Genomic DNA, 19945 nt, shown 5'->3' with positions numbered 1-19945 from the left:
ATCCGTCGGTGGTGACGGTCACCGGTGACCGGCTAGGGTTCCCGAATGTTCCGCGCCGTCGTGTTGATCGCTGCTGTGGTGCTCGCCGCGGATCAGCTCACCAAGTACTGGGCCGAGTCCGCGCTCTCCGGCGGCCAGACCATCACCGTTCTCGGTGACCTGCTGCAACTGCGACTCGTGTACAACCCGGGCGCCGCCTTCTCGATCGGCTCCGCGTACACCTGGATCTTCGCGGTGTTCGCGGCGGCGGCGGTGGTCGCGGTGACGGTCGTGGCGTGGCGGGTCACGTCGCGCGCCTGGGCGGTGGCGTTGGGCCTGGTGCTCGGCGGCGCGGTGACGCACCTGCTGGACCGCCTCTTCCGGGAGCCGGGGTTCGCCCGCGGGCACGTGGTGGACTTCATCGACTACGCCGGGTTCTTCGTCGGCAACGTCGCCGACATCGCCCTGGTGGTCGGCGTGGGCATCATCATGCTGCTCAACGTGCGCGGCATTCCGCTGCGCGCGACGGCGGGCGAGAGCCGCAGCGACGAGCAGGTGCCGTCGTCAGGCTCCTGAGCCGAGCAGGACGACCTCCAGCCGGCGCGGGCCGTGCACTCCCTCGACACGGTTGAGCTCGATGTCGCTGGTCGCGGACGGGCCGGAGATCCAGGTCAGCGGGGCGCGCGGGTCCAGTCGGGTGAGCGCCTCCGGCAGCAGACCGACAACCTGGTCGGTGCGGACGACGCAAATGTGCCGGTCGGGCACCAGGGTGAGCGCGCGCCGCCCCTGCGCCGGGCCGGCGTCCAGGATGATGGTTCCCGTGTCGGCGACCACGACGGCGCAGCCGGTCAGGACCGCGTCCAGGTCGTCGAGCGCGGCCGCCGACAGCGAGGGCGCGTCGCGGTGCAGCTCTCCGGCGTAGCCGGCCAGCCAGTCGGCGGGGACGTCGATGGGGACGGCGAGCCGGTCGACCTCGCTGAGCAGCCGGGCTAGGGCGTCGATGCCCCGGTGGACGACGGCCCGGTAGTCCTCCAGGCGGTCCACCAGGGTCCCGATCAGGTCGGGGCGGTCGTCGACCCGTCGGTACCCGCGGGGCACCTGCACCGGCGGCGGGTTGTCGGCCAGCGCCGTCCGGAGCCGCGCCAGGATGTCGTCACGTGCGCTCACTGCTTACCCCACCATTCCCGGAAGGTCTGCGGCGCGGGCAGCGGCAGGTCGCGCGACCGGGTCCACGCCGAGGCGGGCCAGGGCAGTCGCCGCAGCGTCCGAGCGCCGGTGCGCCGCTCACGGTACGCCCCGAGCGGCCCCGCGCCGGCCCGGGCCAGGCGCAGGGCTGCGGCCCACCGTCGGGGGCTGCGCATCACCCAGGACAGGACGCGCATGGTGGCCCGTTCGGCGGGCGGGTGCGGTGCCTGCTGGCGGAGGTGGACCAGGATCTCCGGAATATTGATTTTCACTGGGCACACGTCGTAGCAGGCGCCGCAGAGGGTCGACGCGTACGGCAGCGAGGCGTTGTCGGCCACGCCGGTCAGCTGCGGCGACAGGATCGCCCCGATCGGCCCCGGATACACCGAGCCGTACGCGTGCCCGCCGGCCCGTTCGTACACCGGGCAGACGTTGAGGCACGCGGAGCAGCGGATGCAGGACAGCGCCGGCCGCCCGACCGGATCGGCTAGCACCGCGGACCGACCATTGTCGACGAGCACGATGTGCACGTCCTGCGGGCCGTCGCCGGGCGTGACACCGGTCCACATCGAGGTGTACGGGTTCATCCGCTCGCCGGTCGAGGATCGCGGCAGCAGTTGCAGGAAGACCTCCAGGTCGGTGAAGGTCGGCAGCAGTTTCTCGACGCCGACGACGCTGATCAGCGTCTCGGGGAGGGTGAGGCACATGCGGCCGTTGCCCTCGGACTCCACCACCACGAGCGTGCCGGTGTCGGCGACGGCGAAGTTCGCGCCGGAAACGGCGACCCGGGCCGAGAGGAAACGCCGTCGCAGGTGGGCGCGGGCCGCCTCGGCCAGCGCAGCCGGTTCGTCGCTCAGGTCGGCCGGCGCGTCGGCCATGCGACGCTGGAAGATCTCCCGGATCTGGGCCCGGTTGTAGTGGATCGCCGGCACCAGGATGTGCGAGGGGGTGTCGTCGCCCAGCTGCACGATCAGTTCCGCCAGGTCGGTCTCGTACGCCGCGATCCCGGCGGCCTCCAGCGCCTCGTTGAGCTCGATCTCCTGGGTCGCCATCGACTTGACCTTCACGACCTCGTCGGCCCCGGCGGCCCGGGTCAACGCGACCACGATCCGGCACGCCTCGGCCGCGTCGCGGGCCCAGTGCACTGTGGCGCCGGCAGCGGTGGCGGACGCCTCGAACTGCTCCAGCAGCTCCGGCAACCGACGTTGGACGTCCGCCTTGATCGCCGAGCCGGCGTCGCGCAGGGCCTCCCAGTCGGGTACCTCGTCGACGACCCGGGCTCGCTTGGCCCGGATCGTGCGGGTGGCCCGGTGCAGGTTGGCCCGGAGTTGCGTGTCGGCGACGGCCGGCTTGGCGGCGGTGGGAAACGGCAGCGGTGTGCGGATCCGCCCGCCACCGGTGGCGGGTGCGACCGGTGGGTTCATGAGGTGGCTCCCGTCTCGGCGAGGATCTCGGCGTAGTGCACGGCCCGTACGCCCGACCGGTGGCGGTCGAGGCCGCCGCCGATGTGCGCCAGGCAGGAGTTGTCGGCCGCGGCGAGCACCCGTGCGCCGGTGTCGCGGACCCGGGCGCACTTGTCGGTGAGCATCGCGGTGGAGACGTCCGGGTTCTTCAGGGCGAACGTGCCGCCGAAACCACAGCACTCCTCGGCGTCGCCCAGCTCGACCAGCTTGATCCCGCGCACCTGGCGCAGCAGGGTCAGCGGCCGGTCGCCGAGGCGCAGCAGGCGTAGGCCGTGGCAGGTCGGGTGGTAGGTGACCGTCTCCCGGAACTCGGCGCCGACGTCGGTGACGCCGAGAACGTCGACGAGCAACTCGGACAGCTCGTACGTGCGGGCGGCCACCGAGGTGGCGGGCGGGTGCAGGCTCGGGTACTGGTCGCGGATCATCGCGGTGCACGACCCGGACGGCGCGACGATGGCGTCGTAGGAGTCGAAGACGTCGACGTAGTTGCGCACCATCGGCATGGCCTCGGCCCGGTAACCCGTGTTGGCGTGCATCTGCCCGCAACAGGTCTGCTCGGCGGGGAACTCGACGGTGTGGCCGAGTCGCCGCAGGATGCGGGTGACCGCGATGCCGGTGGCCGGGAACGCGAGGTCGTTGACGCAGGTGATGAAGAGGGCGATCCGCATGGCGGCTCCTCGGAGGTGTGGGGGTGGGTCACGCCGAGTCGCGCGGTGTTCCGGGGCTGGGGAGCTGGTCGAAGGCGGGCAGGTGACGCTCCCGGGCGGCGCTGAGGTGGGCGCGCATCGCCTCGGTGGCGGCTGCCGCGTCCCCGGCGACGATGGCGGCGGCGATGCGCTGGTGCTCGGTGTTGGTGTCCGGCGCACCGGCGACCGGGAAGTACAGCCGGTGCAGGTGCAGGTGTGAGTGCAGCCGCGTGATGGTGTCCCGCAGCAGAGGGCTGCCGGAGACCTCCGCGATCAGGTCGTGGAACTTCGCGTCCAGCGCGGTGAAGGCGGCGTGTCGGCGATAGCCGTCGCCGGCCTCCACGTCGATGCTCGCCGCCGCCTCGGCGCTGATCCGTTGGCGGGCTTCGGCGGAGGCGTGCGTGGCGGCCCGTCCGGCGGTGGCGCCCTCCAGCAGTTGGCGGACGTCGAACAGGTCGTCGAACTCGGCGCGGCTCAGCAGCGGCGTGGTGGTGTAGCCGGAGAGCGGGCGTTTACGGACCAGGCCGTCGGCCTCCAGCCGGGCGAGGGCCTCGCGGACCGGGGTGGGGGAGACGTCCAGCTCCCGCGCCAGCGCGTCGATGTTGACCCGTTCGCCGGGGGGAAGGATGTGGTCCATGACCAGCGTCTTTATCGACTCGTAGACGTCCTCGGTGAGGGTGAGTCGACGGGCGGGACGGAGTCGACCCTCGCGAGGTTCCTGCTGGGCCATCTCGTCTCCTCAGCAACCCCTTGACTGTGCCGGTGTGAGCGAGTACACACTAGCAAAGCAACATCCTATAGGAAATAGGTTCCCTCGCCACCGTCTCGCCACCACCACCCCGAGGAGACGAACATGTCGCGCAGAATGCTGTCCCGAATCGGCTCCGGCCTGACCGTCGTGGCCCTCGCCACGACCACTGTGGCCTGCACGAAGAAGAGCGACACCACCGACGCCGAAGCCGGTGGCCGGGAACCGGCGCAGGTCAAGGTCGCGCTCGTACCCGGCGGCTCACACCCGTACTTCCAGCCCTGGAAGGACGCCGGGGCCAAGGCCAAGACGGAGCTGGCTCTCGGCGACGTCACCTTCAACGAGACCGCGGGCTGGGACCAGACCAAGCAGAACGACGTGCTCAAGTCCCTGGCAGCGCAGGGCTACAACGCCTTCGGCGTCTTCGGCGTCTCGCCGGACAACATCAACTCCACCTTCGAGGACCTCAAGCGGCAGGGCTTCCCCGTCGGCTCCCTGGCCTCCTGCCCGGCCGGGGCCAACAAGGCCGACTTCTGCCTCTCCACCGACGTGGAGGTCGCCGCCTACAAGGGCGCCAAGGCCGCCATCGACGCGATGGGCGGTCAGGGCAACCTGGTGCACCTGACCGGAAACAAGGTCGACTCCAACACCCAGCGCCGGATCGCGGGCGTGGAGAAGGCGGTCGCCGAGACCGGCGGCAAGGTGACACTGCTCCAGAGCGTCACCGACATCGACAAGGACCTGCAGAGCGCCCAGCGGGCCGTGGCCGACCTCCTCGCCGCGAAGGGCCGCCAGATCCAGGCGATCGTGAACACCGCCTACAACCCGGCGGTCGCCTCGGCCGAGGGGGTCCGCCAGTCGAAGCTGCCCATCAAGGTCATCGCCATCGACGACGACCCGACGGTCCTCGACGGGCTGCGCGGCGGCTCGGTGGCCGCCACCGTCCTGCAGAACCCGGTCGGTCAGGCCCAGGTCGGCTCGTACGCCCTGATGAAGCTCAGCGGCGGCTGCACCATGGCCGAACCCGGAGTGACAATCGACTCGGGCTCGTTCGTGGTGACCACTGACAACCTGGACGGCTACGAGGCCGACCGCACCGCCACCACCGAGGCACTGCGGAAGAAGTTCGACGGCGACCTGCTCAAGTGCAGCTGATGTCGACAATCACCGGGGCCGAGGCGTACCTCGTCGACATTCCCGTCGAGACCGTCCGCACCGACGCGGTACAGGCGTTCCTCAAACAGGAGACGCTCTTCGTCGAGGTGCGCACGGCCGACGGCGGGCACGGCACGGGGTACGCGTACACGATCGGGACCGGCGGCACCGCGGTGCTCGCGCTGCTGCGCGACTACCTGCTGCCGCACCTGGTCGGCCGGGATGCCGCCCGGGTGGAGGCGGTCTGGCGGGACCTGCACGCCGCCACCCGCGCCACAGCGGTCGGGGCCATCACCTCGTTGGCGCTCGCCGCGATCGACACCGCGCTGTGGGACCTGCGCGCCCGCGCCGCCGGCCTGCCGCTGTGGGTGCTCGCCGGCGGCGCGAAGGACCGCATCCCGTTGTACGACACCGAGGGTGGCTGGCTGCACCTCACGGAGGACGAGCTGGTCGCCGGCGCGAAGGCGTCCCAGGCGGCCGGCTGGCCCGGCGTCAAGCTGAAGGTCGGCAAGCCCAACCCGGCCGAGGACGCCGCTCGCATCGGCGCGGTCCGGGCGGCCCTCGGCGACCACTTCGACGTGATGGTCGACGCCAACCAGTCGCTGACCGCCGCCGAGGCGATCCGCCGGGCCCGGCTGCTCGAACCGCACCAGCTCGCCTGGTTCGAGGAGCCGCTGCCCGCCGACGACGTAGCCGGGCACGAGCTGCTGGCCCGCGCGACGAGCATCCCGGTCGCGGTCGGAGAGTCGATGTACTCGATCGGCCAGTTCGCCGAGTACCTACGCCGGCAGGCGGCCGGCGTCGTCCAGGTCGACGTCGCGCGCATCGGTGGCATCACCCCGTGGCTCAAGGTGGCGCACCTGGCCGAGGCGTGCAACGTGGTGGTCTGCCCGCACTTCCTGATGGAACTGCACGTGAGCCTCTGCGCGGCCGTGCCGAACAGCCGCTACGTCGAGCACATCCCGCAACTGCGCGCGATCACCCGGACCGATATCGCGATCGTCGACGGTCACGCGCTCGCCCCCGGCGAGCCGGGCCTCGGCATCGACTGGGACCGCGACGCGATCGAGGACAGGAGGGTGGCGTGAAGACGGAAACAGCGCCGGAGGCGCCGGCGGTGCCTCCGGCCGCGGAGCCCAGGCCGCCGGCCAGGGCCCTGCCGGTCTGGGCGAACCCCCGGCTCGGCCTGCTCATCGTCATCGCCGTGCTGGTCGTCCTCTTCTCGTCGCTCACCCCCGCGTTCCTCGACCCCCGCCTCACCCTGGCACCGCTGCAGGCCGACATCAGCGTGTACGTCGTGGTCGGTCTCGCCCAGCTCGCCGTGCTCTCGCTCGGGCACATGAACATGGCAGTGGGCCGGATGGCGGCGCTGTCCACCTTCGCGATGGGCCTGGCCTACGACCGGCTCGGCGTCCCACTGCTGGTCGGACTGCTCGTGGGTCTCGCCGTCGGGGCGGGCATCGGCGCGCTCGCCGGCCTGCTCATCGCCAAGACCGGCGTGAACTCCTTCGTGGTCACCCTCGCGCTGGACTTCGGGCTGCTGGGCCTGGTCACGATCCTATACACCTGGGCGACCGGCGGGGTGTCGTTCGCGGTGCAGCCGAGTGGGCTCTCCGCCCTGCGCTTCGACACCTTCGCCGACTACTGCATGGGCGAGGTCTGCGGGCCACGGATCCCGTTGGTCGTGCCGATCGCGGTCGCCGCGGCGCTCGGTGTGGGGCTGCTGTTCCGGCACGCCCGGCTGGGCCGGGAGATCCTGATGACCGGCTCCAACACGGTCGCCGCCGAGCTGTCCGGCATCCCCACGCACCGCCGGGTCGTCGCCGCGCACGCGTTGAGCGGGCTGCTCGCCGCACTGGCCGGGTTCCTGCTCGCCGCCAACAACGGCGCCTTCTCCGCCAACATCGGGGAGTCGTTCCTGCTGCCGTCGTTCCTGGCCCCGGTGCTCGGTGGGACGCTGCTCGCCGGTGGTGCGGTCAGCGTCCTCGGCACCGCGCTCGGCGCGACCCTCACCCAGGTCATCTACAAGGGCCTCAACCTGCTCCAGTTCTCCCTGGAGGAGCTGAAGCTCTACATCGGACTCGTGTTGCTCGCGGCGTTGTCGCTGGACCGGCTACGGGCCGTGCTCGCCGAGCGAAGGGCGGTGTCATCATCATGAGGAGCGTGATCCGGACCAACGAGTTCACCCTCGCGGTGATCGCGGCGCTCGGGTTCGCGGCACTCGCTGTCGCCACCGACTTCAACCTGCTCACCGCCGGCACCCTGGACGCCTTTCTGCGCTTCCTCGCCCTGCCGATCGTCATCGGCCTGGCCCAGATGGTGGTTCTCGCCGTCGGTCAGATGAACCTCTCGGTGGGTGTGCTCACCGGGTTCTGCGCGGTGGCCTCGGGCTGGCTGATGGTTGACGCCGGGCTGCCCGCCCCGGTCGCGGTGCTCGCGGCGCTTGCCCTCGGCGCTGTCGTCGGGCTGGTCAACGGCCTGTTGGTGATCTTCACCCGGATCAACGGGTTCATCGTCACCCTCGCCACCATGACGATCCTCGAAGGGTTGCGGTACGGGGTGAACGGCACCGGCACCTACCAGGGCTACTCGCCCGGCCTGCGCGAGTTCGGGCAGGCGTCAGTGGCCGGCGTACCAGTGGTCTTCCTGCTGGCGGTCGTGATCGCCGTCGCGGTCGCCCTCTTCTTCCGGCGCACAGTGCCCGGACGGCACCTGCTCGCCTCCGGCGGCAACCCGTTCGCCGCCCGGCTGTCGGGCATCTCCAACGACCGGGCGCTGGTGCTGGCCCACACCCTGTCCGGGCTGCTGGCCGGCTTCGCCGCGGTGATCGTGGTGGCCGCCTTCGGCTCGGTGAACGCCTCGATCGGCGACGACCTGCTGCTGCCCAGCTTCGCCGCGCCGATCATCGGCGGGGTGGCCCTGGCCGGCGGCATGATCAGCGTGACCGGCACGGTGCTCGCCGCCTTCCTGGTGCGGCTGGTCGACGTGAGCCAGTCGCAGTTCGACATCAACCGGCGGTGGGTGGACCTCATCATCGGCGCTGTCGTCCTCGGCGCGGTGCTGCTCGGTCAGTTCCGCGACAAGCTCTCCGGAGGTCCACGATGACCGTCGTGCTGTCCGCCGAGAAACTGGTCAAGACGTTCCCCGGGGTACGCGCCCTGGACGAGGCGACGCTGACACTGACCGCCGGCAGCGTGCACGCGCTGCTCGGCGAGAACGGCGCCGGCAAGAGCACCCTGATCAAGATCCTGACCGGGGTGTACCGACCGGACGGCGGGCAGTTGCGGCTGCCCGGACCCGACGGCGAGCTGCGCGCGGTGCAGCTGGGCAACCCGCAGGACGCCCAGCGGGCCGGCATCGGTGTCGTGCACCAGGAGCGGAACCTGATCCCGGCGTTCAGCGTCGCCGAGAACATCTGCCTGCAACACCTGCCCCGCCGCGCCGGCCTGCTCGACCGTGCGGCGCTGCGTACCGAGGCCCGCCGTTGCCTCGACCGGCTCGACCTCGACCTGGACCCCGACCTGCCGGTGTCGCGGCTGTCGGTGGCCCAGCTGCAACTGGTGGAGATCGCCAAGGCGTTGTCGGCGGATTCGACAGTGCTGCTGCTCGACGAACCGACCGCGTCGCTGACCAACGACGAGGCCGACCGGCTCTACGGCATCGTTCGTCGGCTGTCCGAGCGGGGCCACGCCACAGTGCTGGTCAGCCACAAACTGGAGGAGGTCTTCGCGGTCGCCGACACGGTGACAGTGCTGCGCGACGGGCGCAGCGTCGCCGAGGCGGAACCCCTCGCCGACCACAGCCGCGAGGAGATCGTCGACCTGATGGTCGGCCGGGCGTACCAGCAGGTGCACCTCGCCGCCCGGACCGTCGCGGCGGATGTCGAACCGGCGCTGGCCCTCGATGCCGTCGCCACCACCGCCGGCCACCACGACGTCAGCCTCGCCGTCCGCCCCGGTGAGATCGTCGGCCTGTACGGATTGGTCGGCGCGGGCCGCAGCGAGCTGGCCAAGGCGCTGCTCGGCCTCGACCAGATCACCGCCGGGGAGGTGCGGGTACACGGCCGTGCGGCCCGGATCCGGGACGTGGGCGATGCCCTGCACCGGTACCGGATCGGCTACGTCACCGAGAACCGCAAGGAGGAGGGCCTCTTCCTCGACCAGACCGTGGCCCGCAACACGGCCGTGACGGTGTGGCGCAAGCTGGCCCGGCTCGGGCTGGTCCGGGACCGGGCGGAGCGGTCCCTGGTCGACGAGTACGCCGATCGGCTGGGCATCCGACTCGCCTCGCCCGACCAGCACGCCGGTCAGCTCTCCGGCGGCAACCAGCAGAAGGTCAGCCTGGCCAAGTGGCTGGCGGCCGACTGCGACGTGCTCATCATCGACGAGCCCACCGTCGGCATCGACGTACGCACCAAGGCCGCCTTCCACGAGTTGATCGCCGGCCTCGCCGCGCGGGGAATGGCCATTCTGCTGATCTCGTCGGACCTGCCGGAGATGGTCACCCTCGCCGACCGGATCGCCGTGATGCGGGAGTTCGCCATTGTTGGTGAACTGGACAACGACCACGACTACGACCGGATGAGTCAGTCGGTGATCCGGTTCATCCACGACGGGCAGGGGGTCGTCGCGTGAAGGCCACCGAACCAGTGACAGTGGGGCGTACCGACGTGGTGGTGACCCGGCTCGGGCTGGGGCTCGCCCCGATCGGTGGAATGTTCGACGCCGTCGGTGACGAGGTCGCCCACGCCACGGTGGAGGCGGCCTGGGATCTCGGGCTCCGCTACTTCGACACCGCCCCGCTCTACGGCTGCGGCCTCTCCGAGCGGCGTGCCGGGGCGGTCCTCGCCGGCAAGCCGCGCGACGCGTTCACGGTCTCCACAAAGGTGGGTCGGCTGCTCGTCCCCGACGGTGGTGACCGGCAGGAGTTCTGGGCCGAGCCGACCGACCTCACGCCGCGGTTCGACTTCTCCGCCGCCGGGGTACGTCGTTCCCACGCGGAGAGCCTGGCCCGGTTGGGGCTGGACCGGATCGACATCGCGCACATCCACGACCCGGACGACCACCTCGCCGAGGCGGTCGCCGGGGCGTACCCGGCGTTGGCGCAGTTGCGGAAGGCCGGCGAGATCGGCGCGGTCAGCGCCGGGATGAACCAGGCCCCGGCGCTGGTCGAGCTGGCCCACGCCGGCGACTTCGACTGCTTCATGCTCGCCGGCCGGTACACGCTGCTCGACCAGTCCGGCCTCGACGAGCTGCTGCCGCTGGCTCATGCGAAGGGGATCGCGATCATCGCCGCCGGGGTCTACAACTCGGGCCTGCTGGCCGACCCGACACCGGGCGCCCACTACGACTACGCCCCGGCCGAGCAGCGGCTCCTCGACCGGGCCACAGCGATCCGGTCCGTGTGCGAGCGGCACGGCGTACCGCTGCGGGCCGCGGCGATCCAGTTTCCGCTCGGGCACCCGGCCGTCGCCAGCGTGGTGGTCGGCGCCCGGGACCCCGAGCAGGTCGCCGACAACGTGGCGATGTTCGAGTGGGACGTGCCCGGCGCCCTCTGGGCCGATCTCAAGGCCGAAGGTCTGCTGCCGAGCGAGGTGCCGACGCCGTGATCATTGACGCGCACCACCACCTGTGGACCGCCGACTACCAGTGGCTCGCCGCACCCGGCCTGGAGGCGATCCGGCGCGACTACACCATCGCCGACCTCGTACCCCAGCTGGACGAGGCCGGGGTGACGGCGACCGTGCTGGTCGAGGCGGGCCGCTGCGACGCCGAGGAGACCGCCGAGTTTCTGGCCCACGCCGCCACCACGCCCCGGATCGCCGGCGTGGTGGGCTGGGCGTCGCTCACCGACCCGGCGATCGCCGCCACCCTCGCCGGCTACCGCGAGCTGCCCGGCGCGACGAAGCTGGTCGGGCTCCGCGACCAGGTGCAGGGCGTCGCCGACCCCGGGCACCTGGCCCGCCCCGACGTCCGCGCCGCCCTCGCGGCGATCGGGGCCGCCGGCCTCACCTTCGACCTGGTCGTCCACGTCGGACAGTTGACCAGCTGCGCCGAGGCGGCGCGGGCCACGCCGGGCACCACCTTCGTCCTCGACCACCTGGGCAAGCCGAGGATCGCCACCGCCGGCCTCGCCGAGTGGCGCACGGCGGTACGCGACCTGGCCGGCTGCGACAACGTCGTCGCGAAGCTCTCCGGCCTGCTCACCGAGGCCGGCCCCGGGTGGCAGGTGGCCGACATCCGGCCGTACGTCGACACCGCGCTGGAGCTGTTCGGCCCGCACCGGCTGATGGCCGGCTCGGACTGGCCCGTCTGCGACCTCGTCGCCTCGTACGCCGAGGCGTGGACGGCGATCGACGCCAGCCTGGGCGAGCTGTCGGCCACCGAGCGGGCAGACGTCCTGGCCGGCACCGCAATTCGTACCTATGCACTGGAGGTTGGTTCGTGAGATTCATGCGCGTCGGGCCCGTGGGGCGGGAACGCCCCGTGCTGTACGTCGATGGGCGGCACTTCGATCTCTCGTCGCTCACCGCCGACATTGACGGCGAGTTCCTCGCCGGCGACGGCGTCCGCCGGGTCCGCGAGGCCACCGACCTGCCCGAGATCGACGTCACCGGTCAGCGGGTCGGCGCACCGATCGCCCGGCCCGGCGTGGTGCTCTGCGTGGGGCAGAACTACGCCGCGCACGCTGCCGAGTCGGGCGCCACGCCACCGACCGACCCGATCATCTTCTACAAGGCGCCCAACACCGTCGTCGGCCCGTACGACGAGGTCCTGATCCCGCGCGGATCGACGAAGACCGACTGGGAGGTGGAGCTGGCGGTGGTGATCGGCCGGACGGCCCGCTACCTCGCCTCACCGGCCGACGCCCTCGGGCACATCGCCGGGTACGTGCTGTCCAACGACGTCTCCGAGCGGGACTTCCAACTCGCGGTCTCCGGCGGCCAGTGGTCGAAGGGCAAGTCCTGCGAGACGTTTCAACCGCTCGGCCCGTGGCTGGTCACCGCCGACGAGATCGGCGACCCGCAGGCGCTGCGGCTGCGTTCCTGGGTCAACGGCGAGCCCCGCCAGGACTCCAGCACCAAAGACATGATCTTCGACGTGGCGTACCTGATCTGGCGCCTGTCCCAGTACACCGTCCTGGACCCGGGCGACGTCGTCAACACCGGCACTCCGCAGGGGGTGGCGCTCTCCGGTCGGTTCCCGTACCTGGCTGTCGGCGACGTGATGGAGGTCGAGATCGACGGCCTCGGCCGGCAGCGCAACACGCTCCGGGACGCCTGATGGCGGTGATCACCTCGGTCGACACGTACGACGTCCGGTTCCCGACCTCGCGGGATCTCGACGGTTCCGACGCGATGAACCCCGACCCCGACTACTCGGCCGCGTACCTGGTGCTGAGCACCGACGACGGCCCGGACGGGCACGGATTCACCTTCACCATCGGGCGGGGCAACGACGTCTGCCGGGCGGCCATCGACGCGCTGGTGCCGTACGTGGTCGGCCTCGACCCGGACACCGTGGACCTCGGCGCGTTCGCCCGCTCGCTCACCCAGGACTCGCAGCTGCGCTGGCTCGGCCCGGAGAAGGGCGTGATGCACCTGGCCGCCGCAGCGGTCATCAACGCGATGTGGGACCTGGTCGCCAAGAGAGCGGGCAAGCCGGTCTGGCGCTACCTGGCCGACCTCAGCCCCGAGCAGATCGTCGACCTGGTCGACTGGCGCTACCTCACCGACGCCCTCACCCCCGACGAGGCGCTGGAGATCCTGCGCGCCGCCGAGCCGGGCCGGGCCGACCGGATCGCCCGGCTGACCGAGCGGGGCTACCCCGCGTACACCACGTCACCCGGCTGGCTCGGCTACTCCGACGACAAGGTGGTCCGGCTGGCCCGGCAGGCCGTCGCCGACGGGTTCACCCAGATCAAGCTGAAGGTGGGCGCGGACGCCGCCGACGACGTGCGCCGCCTGAAGATCGCCCGCGAGGCGGTCGGCCCGCAGATCCGGATAGCGCTCGACGCCAACCAACGCTGGGACGTCGCCGAGGCGGTCGAGCGGATGCGGGAGCTGGCGCCGTACGACCCGTGGTGGATCGAGGAGCCGACCAGCCCCGACGACGTGCTCGCCCACGCGGCGATCCGTTCCGCCCTGGCCACCAGCGCACCCGACGGCGGGCCGATCCGGGTCGCCACCGGCGAGCACGTCGCGAACCGGGTCGTGTTCAAACAGCTGCTCCAGGCCGACGCCGTCGACGTCGTGCAGATCGACGCCTGCCGGGTGGGCGGCGTGAACGAGAACGTCGCCATCCTGCTGCTGGCCGTGAAGTACGGGGTGCCGGTGTGCCCGCACGCCGGGGGAGTGGGCCTGTGCGAGCTGGTGCAGCACCTGTCGATGTTCGACTTCGTGGCGGTGTCCGGTTCGATGCGCGACCGGGTCGTCGAGTACGTCGACCACCTGCACGAGCACTTCCTCGATCCGGTGGTGATCAAGGACGGGCACTACGTGGCGCCCAGCGCCCCCGGGTTCTCCGCCGCGATGCGTCCGGAGAGCCTCGCCACGTACGCGTACCCCGACGGGCCGGCATGGGTCTGACGAACCTCGACACGCACTACCGCACGGCCTCATCGACGGCGGTGCGTCACCTCAGCGGACCACTCGGAAGGGGAGAGCAGTATGCGGTGTGACGGTCTCGTGGCGGTGGTGACCGGAGGTGGATCGGGGATCGGCCTTGCCTGCGTGCGGGCGTTCGCCGCCGCCGGCGCCCGGGTGGGTGTCCTGGACCTGGAACTGGCCGGGTTGCCGGAGGATCCCGGCGTACTCGGCGTCCGGGCGGACGTGGCCGACCGGTCCTCCCTCAGCGCGGCCGTCGCCTCGGTCGCGGAGGCGTTCGGCGGCATCGACATCCTGGTGAACAACGCCGGCATCTCGGCCGTGGGCACCGTGGAGGAGGACGACGACGAGCAGTGGAGCCGGGTACTCGACGTCAACGTCTCCGGCGTGGCCCGAACCAGCGCCGTCGCCCTGCCGTACCTGCGCCGGTCGTCGTCCGCGGCGATCGTCAACATCTCCTCGATCGCGGCGACCGTCGGCCTGCCCCGACGCGCCCTGTACTCGGCGTCGAAGGGTGCCGTGCACGCCCTCACCCTGGCCATGGCCGCCGACCTGGTGACAGAGGGCGTCCGGGTCAACTGTGTCGCCCCCGGCACGGTCGACACACCCTGGGTGGCCCGCCTGCTCGCCGGTGCGGCCGACCCGACGGCCGAGAAGCGGCAGCTGGCGTCCCGGCAGCCGACCGGTCGCCTGGTGACCGCCGACGAGGTGGCCGCCGCCGTCGTCTACCTCGCCTCGCCCGCGACCGGGTCGGTGACCGGTTCGTCGCTGCCGGTGGACGGCGGCATGTCCGGCCTGCGGCTGCCCGCCCCGGTCCCGCCCGCGGCCGGTACTGCCGAACCGGGCGCGTGACATGATTGCGGAATGGGGAAACAGCAGGACGTCGGCGAGGCCGACCGTCACAGCGGGTCCGGCACCACCGCCCACCGTCCGGTCGGTGGCAGCGCTGACGCTCGGCTCGCCCTCGCTCAGGACCCCACAACGCCACAAATGACCCTTATTGACCTGGCGTCCGATCCGTCGGTCCTGGTCCGCAAGGCGGTCGCCGCTCGGGCCGACGCACCCGCGCAGGCCCTGCGACCGCTCACCCGCGACCATGATCGTCAGGTCCGGGAGGCCGTGGCGAGGAACCCCTCCACCTCGATCGCCAACCTTCTGCGCCTGGTCAAGGACGCCGACCGGTGGGTCCGCTGGGCGGTCGCCGGCAACCCGGCCTGTGACGAGTCGATCCGCCAGGTCATGTCGCAGACCTCGGACAAGGAGCTTCGCGGTCTCCTCGCGGAGAGTCGTGAGCTGGAGCCGGAGCTGGCCGCCAAGCTGATCGACGACGTGTCACCCGAGGTACGGGAACGACTCGCCACGCACACCCACGACCCCGACGTGATCAACGCTTTGCTGGCCGATCGCACCGCACGCGTACGCAAGGGGGTTGCCCGCAACCCGCGGACCACCGCCGAGCAACGCAGCGCGCTCGCCGCGGACCCGGTGGTCGACGTCCGTGCCGCGCTGGTGCGGGCCGTCGAGCTGGACGAGGCGGACCTGGCCCGCCTGGTCGACGACCGCGCGGTGCAGGTCCGACTGGCGATGGCGACGTCCGAGTTCGTTCCGCCGCACATCCGGCAGGCGCTCGCTCGCGATGCCGACGAGATGGTGGCCAGCGCGGCACGGGACTACCGCCCCGGCGCCGGCAACGCCTCCGCCGTGCGGGCACCCCGCATCGCGCACCGGCCCTCCGCCGGTGCGGGCCGATCGGGCGGCAGCACCGCCCAGTAGCGCGACCGTGGTCGCGGCCGCAGCCTGGTGACCGCGCTCCGAGCCGGCGGGTCGCCTGCCCCGGCGGCGAAGCCGTCGCCTCCGAGGCAGCGGATCCGCCAGCAAGCGTTATGACTCGCAGGTATAAATATGCCTCTGAGTCATAACAGCTTTCACGGTGTCCGCTGCCACCGGCCTCACACTCCGCAACGTCGGCTCATCCAACGGCCTCGGCGTGATTCAGGTCGTCGACAGCGACCCGAGTGATGAGTTGTCGCGTCCGCGCCCGTCATACCTACGACAGGACATGACGAGGCGGAAGGATGACGTGATGAGTGCGGACACGCGGCTTGAGGAGCTGGGCGTGAGCGGTCTGGGCGAGGTCGACGAGCCGGCGTTCTCGGGGCTGGCGCAGCGACACCGGCGGGAACTGCACGTGCACTGCTACCGGATGCTCGGGTCGTTCGAGGACGCCGAGGACGCCGTGCAGGAGACGTTCCTGCGTGCCTGGCGGCGACGAGAGACGTTCGAGGGGCGGTCGACATTCCGGGCCTGGCTGTACCGGATCGCCACCAACGCCTGCCTGGACCTGCTCGCCAAGCGCCGCCCCGAGCCGGCGACCGGCGGGGAGGTGCTGTGGTTGCAGCCCTACCCGGACCGGCTGCTCGACGAGCTGCCCGCGGGCGACACGGACGAGCCGGAGACCGTCGCCGTCGCGCGGGAGACGATCGAGCTGGCGTACCTGGTCGCGGTCCAGCACCTCGCGCCGCGTCCGCGGGCCGTGCTGATCCTGCGGGACGTGCTCGGCTGGCCGGCGAAGGACGTCGCGGAGCTGCTCGGGGACTCGGTCAACTCGGTCAACAGTGCCCTGCAGCGGGCTCGGGCCGGCATGCGGGAGCACCTGCCCGCCGAGCGGCAGGACTGGACCGGCGGCGAGGAGGACGCCGGCACGCGCGAGCTGGTGCGCCGCTTCACCGACGCCAGTGTGGCCACGAACGTCGACGTGCTCGCTGGCATGCTGCGGGACGACGTCCGCTGCTCGATGCCGCCCACGCCGGGCCTGTACGTCGGCCGCGACGCGGTGGTGAACAGCTGGGTCGAGGATGGCTTCGAGGGCATGACGGGCCTGCGCGCGGTCCCCACCTCGGTGAACCGCCAGCCCGCTGTCGCCTTCTACCACTGGCGCAAGCAGGAGGGCGCGTACCTGCCGCTGACGATCGACGTCCTGCGCGTCACCGGCGGCAAAATCACCGAGGTATTCACCTTCCACGACGACCAGTTCCCGCGGCTCGGGCTGCCGGAGCGCCTGCCGGCGGACGGCACGGAGTAGTCCGGTGTGGACGCTCACGCTGCGCGGTGGCGCGCGTGCCGCGGTGGTCACGGCGCAGTGGTACGACGCATTCGGTGTGGTCACCAGTGGGCGGGTGCAACTGGAGCTGCGCGACGGCGAGCCCGGGCCGGTCCTCGGACGCGATGCCGGGTTCTGGCTGCGCGGCACCGGCGTCCGCGCGCTGCGCAACCCCGGCCGTCGCACGGCGAGGGTGCGTGTCTTCACGCCCGGTGCCGCCACACGCCAGTCAACACATCCGGTACGACAGCCTCCAGTTGAGGGAGACGACATGAACAGCATGAAGGACACCGAGATCGTCGCCGGCCCGGCATCGGGCCGACCCAACCACACCCACCGATTCCGCGGGCTCGCCGGCACCGGCCTGATTGCCACGCTCGCGGCGATGGTGAGCACCACCCTCGCCGCCGTGTTGGCCCGGGCCGCTGGCGTCGATTTCGAGATTCCCGATGGTGGCGAGACGATTCCGATGTCCGGGATCGCCGTGGTGACCGGCTTCTTCTCGGTGGTGGGCGTCGTCATCGCCGTGGCTCTGCTCCGGTGGAGCGCTCGACCCGCCGACCGGTTCACCTGGACGGCAGTGACGCTGACCGCGCTCTCGCTGGTTCCGGCCCTCATCTCGGGGGCGAACGCGGCCACCGTCACCGCTCTCCTCGGGCTGCACCTCGTCGCCGCGGCGGTGATGATCCCCGTCCTGGCACGCAGCCTCCGTGCCCGGACCGACTGACGGATGACGACAGGAGGGCCGGCCCGACGGGCCGGCCCTCCTGAGGACTACGGGACCTACTCGGCTTTGCTCCGGTCGGGTAGAGCGGTCTGCTCCCACAACGACTTCATCTCGTCGAAGGCCTGCTCCATCAGCCGCACCATCGCCTGCCGGGCACGTTCACCGTCGCGCCGCTGGATCGCCTGGGCGACGTCGGCGTGCATCTGGAGGGCCTGCTCGTGCGGGTGGTGCGGCATGAGGTGGTGCTTGTGCCGGCCGGTGAGCACCTCCGCGACCAGTTCCTGGAGCCGGACGAACATCTCGTTGCCGGAGGCGAGCAGGACGCGCCGGTGAAACTCGATGTCGAGGTGCAGGAAGCGCTCCTCGTCACCGGCCTCGCCGGCCGCCCACATCTTCGCCGCCAGCCCTACGAGGTCGCTCGCCTCGTCGCGGCCGATCCGGCTGGCGGCCAGGTAGGCCGCGTGCGGCTCGACGGCGGTGCGCAGCTCGGTGATCGAGCGGAGCTGGGCCATCCGGCCGGCCGAGGCGAGACGCCAACGGATCACCTGCGGGTCGAAGACGTTCCACGCGCTTGCCGGCCGGATCATGACACCTACCCGTCGGCGCGCCTCGATGAATCCGATCGAGGCCAGCACCCGCAGCACCTCGCGGACGACCGAACGGGACACGGCGTACCGGTCGACCAGCTCGTCGATGTTGAGGACCGATCCGGGTGCCAACTCGCCGCCGCAGATGGCGGTGCCGAGGTGTTCGAGGACGCGCGCGTGCAGCCCGGACTCGGCGGGGAGGGCCGGTGCGGCTGCAACCTCTGGTGAGGACGGTTCCACTCAAAGATCATATCATTTGCATCAACCTCTTGAGGTAATCAGCTTTTTCGGCCTAGCATCCCGATGTTAAGCGGATGTAACACCGAGGTAGCGGCTCTCTCGAGGGCGGCGACCACGACAGAAGGAGAGACAAGCGTGCGACGTCGATCGATAATCGGCACTTCTCTGGCTGTGGTCACCGCCATGAGCCTGGCCGCGTGCGGCGGCGATGACGGCGGCGAGGGCTCGAAGACCGTTCGCGTGACACTTGTCAACCACGTGTGGACCGAGAACATCAAGAAGGCCCTACCGGAGTTCGAGAAGCAGTCCGGCCTCACTGTGGAAGTCACCCAGCTCGGCGAGGACCAGCTCTCCGACCAGTACAACGTCAAACTGAACGCCGGCTCCACCGACCTCGACGTGATGATGTACCGGCCCCTGCAGGAGGGGAAGCTGTTCGGCAAGAACAAGTACCTCGCCGACCTGAGCGAGAAGGTCAAGTCCGACAGCGCCTTCGAGTTCGGTGACTTCCAGGCTGGGCCGGTGCAGGCGACGACCTATGAGGACAAGGTCGTCGGTCTGCCGATCATCACCGAGCAGGAGGTCCTCTACTACCGCAAGGACCTGCTGACGAAGTCCGGCTTCACCGCGCCGCCCAAGACCCTCGACGAGCTCAAGGCACAGGCCGCGAAGATCGAGGCCGACAACCCGGGCGTCGCCGGCTTCGTCGCACGTACCGGCAAGGCCGCCGCCGTCACGCAGTTCTCCAGCTTCCTCTTCAGCTTCGGCGGCGACTTCGTCGACGCCAGCGGGAAGGCCACTGTCAGCACCGAGCAGGCCAAGCAGGCGTACGCCTACTACGGCGGGCTGCTCAGGGACCACGGCCCGGAGAACATCAGCACCGACATGAGCTGGTCGGAGGCGATGGCGATCTTCACGCAGGGCAAGGCCGCCTTCTACACCGAGGCCAACTCGCTCTACAAGAACGCCACCGACCCGACCAAGTCCAAGGTCGTCGACTCCGTCGGCTTCGCCGCCTTCCCGGCCGGCCCGGCCGGATCGAAGCCGTACAACATCCCCTCCTGGGCGCTCGGCATGAACGACAGCTCTGAGAACAAGGACAACGCCTGGAAGTTCATCCAGTGGGCGGCCGGCAAGGAGCAGGCGCTGGCGCAGCAGACGGCCGGCGTACCCGGTGCCCGTACCTCGGTCTGGGCCAACCCGGCCAGCACCGCGACCCTGCCGAAGGACCTTGCCGAGGCCAACACGGTCAGCACCGCCAACGGCGTCGGGCACGACCGTCCGTTGGTGGTCAAGGTGGCTGAGGCGCGGGAGATCGTCGGCCAGCCGATCGTCGACGCGATCACCGGCAAGGACGCCGCCAGCTCGGCGGACGCGGCGAACGCGGCGTTCCAGAAGTTCCTCGACGACGAGGCGAAGTAACCCACGCGTCGGGCGGCGGGGCCGACCGGCTCCGCCGCCTCGCCGGGA

At 71.0% G+C, this 19945-nt stretch carries 20 protein-coding genes; 15 read left to right on the top strand and 5 right to left on the bottom strand.

The features are described from left to right. Positions 1 to 45 precede the first annotated feature (45 nt). Positions 46 to 555: a signal peptidase II gene (gene lspA, locus MED15_RS02925; protein WP_112699676.1), complete on the top strand. Its 510-nt coding sequence runs from the start codon at positions 46 to 48 to the stop codon at positions 553 to 555. Here lspA and MED15_RS02920 read toward each other — a convergent pair. The 4 genes from MED15_RS02920 to MED15_RS02905 are packed head-to-tail and all read right to left on the bottom strand — an operon-like array spanning position 544 to position 4043. Further along, positions 544 to 1146 carry a LutC/YkgG family protein gene (locus MED15_RS02920; RefSeq protein WP_112734734.1) on the bottom strand — a complete coding sequence of 201 codons (603 nt, stop codon included), beginning with the start codon at positions 1144 to 1146 and terminating at the stop codon, positions 544 to 546. The two genes, lspA and MED15_RS02920, sit on opposite strands and share 12 nt — an antisense overlap. Then, a complete protein-coding gene (locus tag MED15_RS02915) occupies positions 1143 to 2588 on the bottom strand; it encodes a LutB/LldF family L-lactate oxidation iron-sulfur protein (protein WP_112734733.1) in 1446 nt (481 codons plus the stop codon). Before MED15_RS02915 ends, MED15_RS02920 begins: the two co-directional genes overlap by 4 nt. Continuing rightward, entirely contained in the window at positions 2585 to 3295 is a 711-nt protein-coding gene (locus MED15_RS02910) for a (Fe-S)-binding protein (protein ID WP_112734732.1), read from the bottom strand. Before MED15_RS02910 ends, MED15_RS02915 begins: the two co-directional genes overlap by 4 nt. A 28-nt stretch (positions 3296 to 3323) precedes the next feature. Further along, on the bottom strand, positions 3324 to 4043 hold the full coding sequence (locus MED15_RS02905; protein ID WP_112588823.1) for a GntR family transcriptional regulator: 720 nt from the start codon (positions 4041 to 4043) through the stop codon (positions 3324 to 3326). Between the two features lie 123 nt (positions 4044 to 4166). Between MED15_RS02905 and MED15_RS02900 the strand changes: the two genes are divergently transcribed. From MED15_RS02900 to MED15_RS34015, 13 genes are all read left to right on the top strand, one after another. Further along, on the top strand, positions 4167 to 5216 hold the full coding sequence (locus tag MED15_RS02900) for a sugar ABC transporter substrate-binding protein (protein WP_181518577.1): 1050 nt from the start codon (positions 4167 to 4169) through the stop codon (positions 5214 to 5216). Next, on the top strand, positions 5216 to 6304 hold the full coding sequence (locus tag MED15_RS02895; RefSeq protein WP_112734932.1) for a mandelate racemase/muconate lactonizing enzyme family protein: 1089 nt from the start codon (positions 5216 to 5218) through the stop codon (positions 6302 to 6304). The genes MED15_RS02900 and MED15_RS02895 overlap by 1 nt, the downstream gene beginning before the upstream one ends. Then, the gene (locus MED15_RS02890) at positions 6301 to 7374 is read left to right on the top strand and encodes an ABC transporter permease (RefSeq protein ID WP_196923753.1); all 1074 of its coding nucleotides are present in this window, start codon (positions 6301 to 6303) and stop codon (positions 7372 to 7374) included. The genes MED15_RS02895 and MED15_RS02890 overlap by 4 nt, the downstream gene beginning before the upstream one ends. Before the next feature lie 5 nt (positions 7375 to 7379). Next, on the top strand, positions 7380 to 8321 hold the full coding sequence (locus MED15_RS02885) for an ABC transporter permease (RefSeq protein ID WP_167457557.1): 942 nt from the start codon (positions 7380 to 7382) through the stop codon (positions 8319 to 8321). Beyond that, positions 8318 to 9850 carry a sugar ABC transporter ATP-binding protein gene (locus MED15_RS02880; RefSeq protein WP_112734731.1) on the top strand — a complete coding sequence of 511 codons (1533 nt, stop codon included), beginning with the start codon at positions 8318 to 8320 and terminating at the stop codon, positions 9848 to 9850. Before MED15_RS02885 ends, MED15_RS02880 begins: the two co-directional genes overlap by 4 nt. Next, entirely contained in the window at positions 9847 to 10824 is a 978-nt protein-coding gene (locus MED15_RS02875; RefSeq protein WP_112734730.1) for an aldo/keto reductase, read from the top strand. Before MED15_RS02880 ends, MED15_RS02875 begins: the two co-directional genes overlap by 4 nt. Beyond that, positions 10821 to 11663: an amidohydrolase family protein gene (locus MED15_RS02870; RefSeq protein WP_112734729.1), complete on the top strand. Its 843-nt coding sequence runs from the start codon at positions 10821 to 10823 to the stop codon at positions 11661 to 11663. The genes MED15_RS02875 and MED15_RS02870 overlap by 4 nt, the downstream gene beginning before the upstream one ends. Beyond that, on the top strand, positions 11660 to 12499 hold the full coding sequence (locus tag MED15_RS02865) for a fumarylacetoacetate hydrolase family protein (protein WP_112734728.1): 840 nt from the start codon (positions 11660 to 11662) through the stop codon (positions 12497 to 12499). Before MED15_RS02870 ends, MED15_RS02865 begins: the two co-directional genes overlap by 4 nt. Further along, complete coding sequence (locus tag MED15_RS02860; RefSeq protein WP_112588837.1) at positions 12499 to 13803, top strand: L-fuconate dehydratase; 1305 nt, start codon at positions 12499 to 12501, stop codon at positions 13801 to 13803. Before MED15_RS02865 ends, MED15_RS02860 begins: the two co-directional genes overlap by 1 nt. Before the next feature lie 81 nt (positions 13804 to 13884). Then, entirely contained in the window at positions 13885 to 14673 is a 789-nt protein-coding gene (locus MED15_RS02855) for an SDR family NAD(P)-dependent oxidoreductase (RefSeq protein ID WP_091399666.1), read from the top strand. A 12-nt stretch (positions 14674 to 14685) separates the two neighbouring features. Beyond that, the gene (locus tag MED15_RS02850; protein WP_112734727.1) at positions 14686 to 15594 is read left to right on the top strand and encodes a hypothetical protein; all 909 of its coding nucleotides are present in this window, start codon (positions 14686 to 14688) and stop codon (positions 15592 to 15594) included. 310 nt (positions 15595 to 15904) lie between these two features. Next, the gene (locus MED15_RS02845) at positions 15905 to 16903 is read left to right on the top strand and encodes an RNA polymerase subunit sigma-70 (protein ID WP_112725532.1); all 999 of its coding nucleotides are present in this window, start codon (positions 15905 to 15907) and stop codon (positions 16901 to 16903) included. A gap of 4 nt (positions 16904 to 16907) precedes the next feature. Next, positions 16908 to 17648 carry a DUF6069 family protein gene (locus tag MED15_RS34015; RefSeq protein WP_112734726.1) on the top strand — a complete coding sequence of 247 codons (741 nt, stop codon included), beginning with the start codon at positions 16908 to 16910 and terminating at the stop codon, positions 17646 to 17648. 56 nt (positions 17649 to 17704) lie between these two features. Here MED15_RS34015 and MED15_RS02835 read toward each other — a convergent pair whose 3' ends face one another. Then, positions 17705 to 18475, bottom strand: a complete 771-nt coding sequence (locus MED15_RS02835; RefSeq protein WP_112734725.1) for a FadR/GntR family transcriptional regulator — start codon at positions 18473 to 18475, stop codon at positions 17705 to 17707. 135 nt (positions 18476 to 18610) lie between these two features. Here MED15_RS02835 and MED15_RS02830 point away from each other — a divergent pair, with 135 nt between their 5' ends. After that, positions 18611 to 19897 carry an ABC transporter substrate-binding protein gene (locus MED15_RS02830; protein ID WP_225854968.1) on the top strand — a complete coding sequence of 429 codons (1287 nt, stop codon included), beginning with the start codon at positions 18611 to 18613 and terminating at the stop codon, positions 19895 to 19897. Positions 19898 to 19945: the final 48 nt, after the last annotated feature.

The sequence above is a fragment of the Micromonospora noduli genome (genome assembly GCF_003264475.1).
GTDB lineage: Bacteria > Actinomycetota > Actinomycetes > Mycobacteriales > Micromonosporaceae > Micromonospora > Micromonospora noduli.
The sequence above is the reverse complement of the archived record's forward strand: the minus strand, read 5'-3'. Positions and strand labels throughout refer to the sequence as shown.

Excerpts from the sequence above, each read along its gene's own strand:
- lspA (WP_112699676.1), top strand. The coding sequence starts at position 46 with ATGTTCCGCGCCGTCGTGTTGATCGCTGCTGTGGTGCTCGCCGCGGAT.
- MED15_RS02915 (WP_112734733.1), bottom strand. The coding sequence starts at position 2,588 with ATGAACCCACCGGTCGCACCCGCCACCGGTGGCGGGCGGATCCGCACA.
- MED15_RS02910 (WP_112734732.1), bottom strand. The coding sequence starts at position 3,295 with ATGCGGATCGCCCTCTTCATCACCTGCGTCAACGACCTCGCGTTCCCG.
- MED15_RS02905 (WP_112588823.1), bottom strand. The coding sequence starts at position 4,043 with ATGGCCCAGCAGGAACCTCGCGAGGGTCGACTCCGTCCCGCCCGTCGA.
- MED15_RS02900 (WP_181518577.1), top strand. The coding sequence starts at position 4,167 with ATGTCGCGCAGAATGCTGTCCCGAATCGGCTCCGGCCTGACCGTCGTG.
- MED15_RS02895 (WP_112734932.1), top strand. The coding sequence starts at position 5,216 with ATGTCGACAATCACCGGGGCCGAGGCGTACCTCGTCGACATTCCCGTC.
- MED15_RS02880 (WP_112734731.1), top strand. The coding sequence starts at position 8,318 with ATGACCGTCGTGCTGTCCGCCGAGAAACTGGTCAAGACGTTCCCCGGG.
- MED15_RS02860 (WP_112588837.1), top strand. The coding sequence starts at position 12,499 with ATGGCGGTGATCACCTCGGTCGACACGTACGACGTCCGGTTCCCGACC.
- MED15_RS02855 (WP_091399666.1), top strand. The coding sequence starts at position 13,885 with ATGCGGTGTGACGGTCTCGTGGCGGTGGTGACCGGAGGTGGATCGGGG.
- MED15_RS02850 (WP_112734727.1), top strand. The coding sequence starts at position 14,686 with ATGGGGAAACAGCAGGACGTCGGCGAGGCCGACCGTCACAGCGGGTCC.
- MED15_RS02845 (WP_112725532.1), top strand. The coding sequence starts at position 15,905 with ATGAGTGCGGACACGCGGCTTGAGGAGCTGGGCGTGAGCGGTCTGGGC.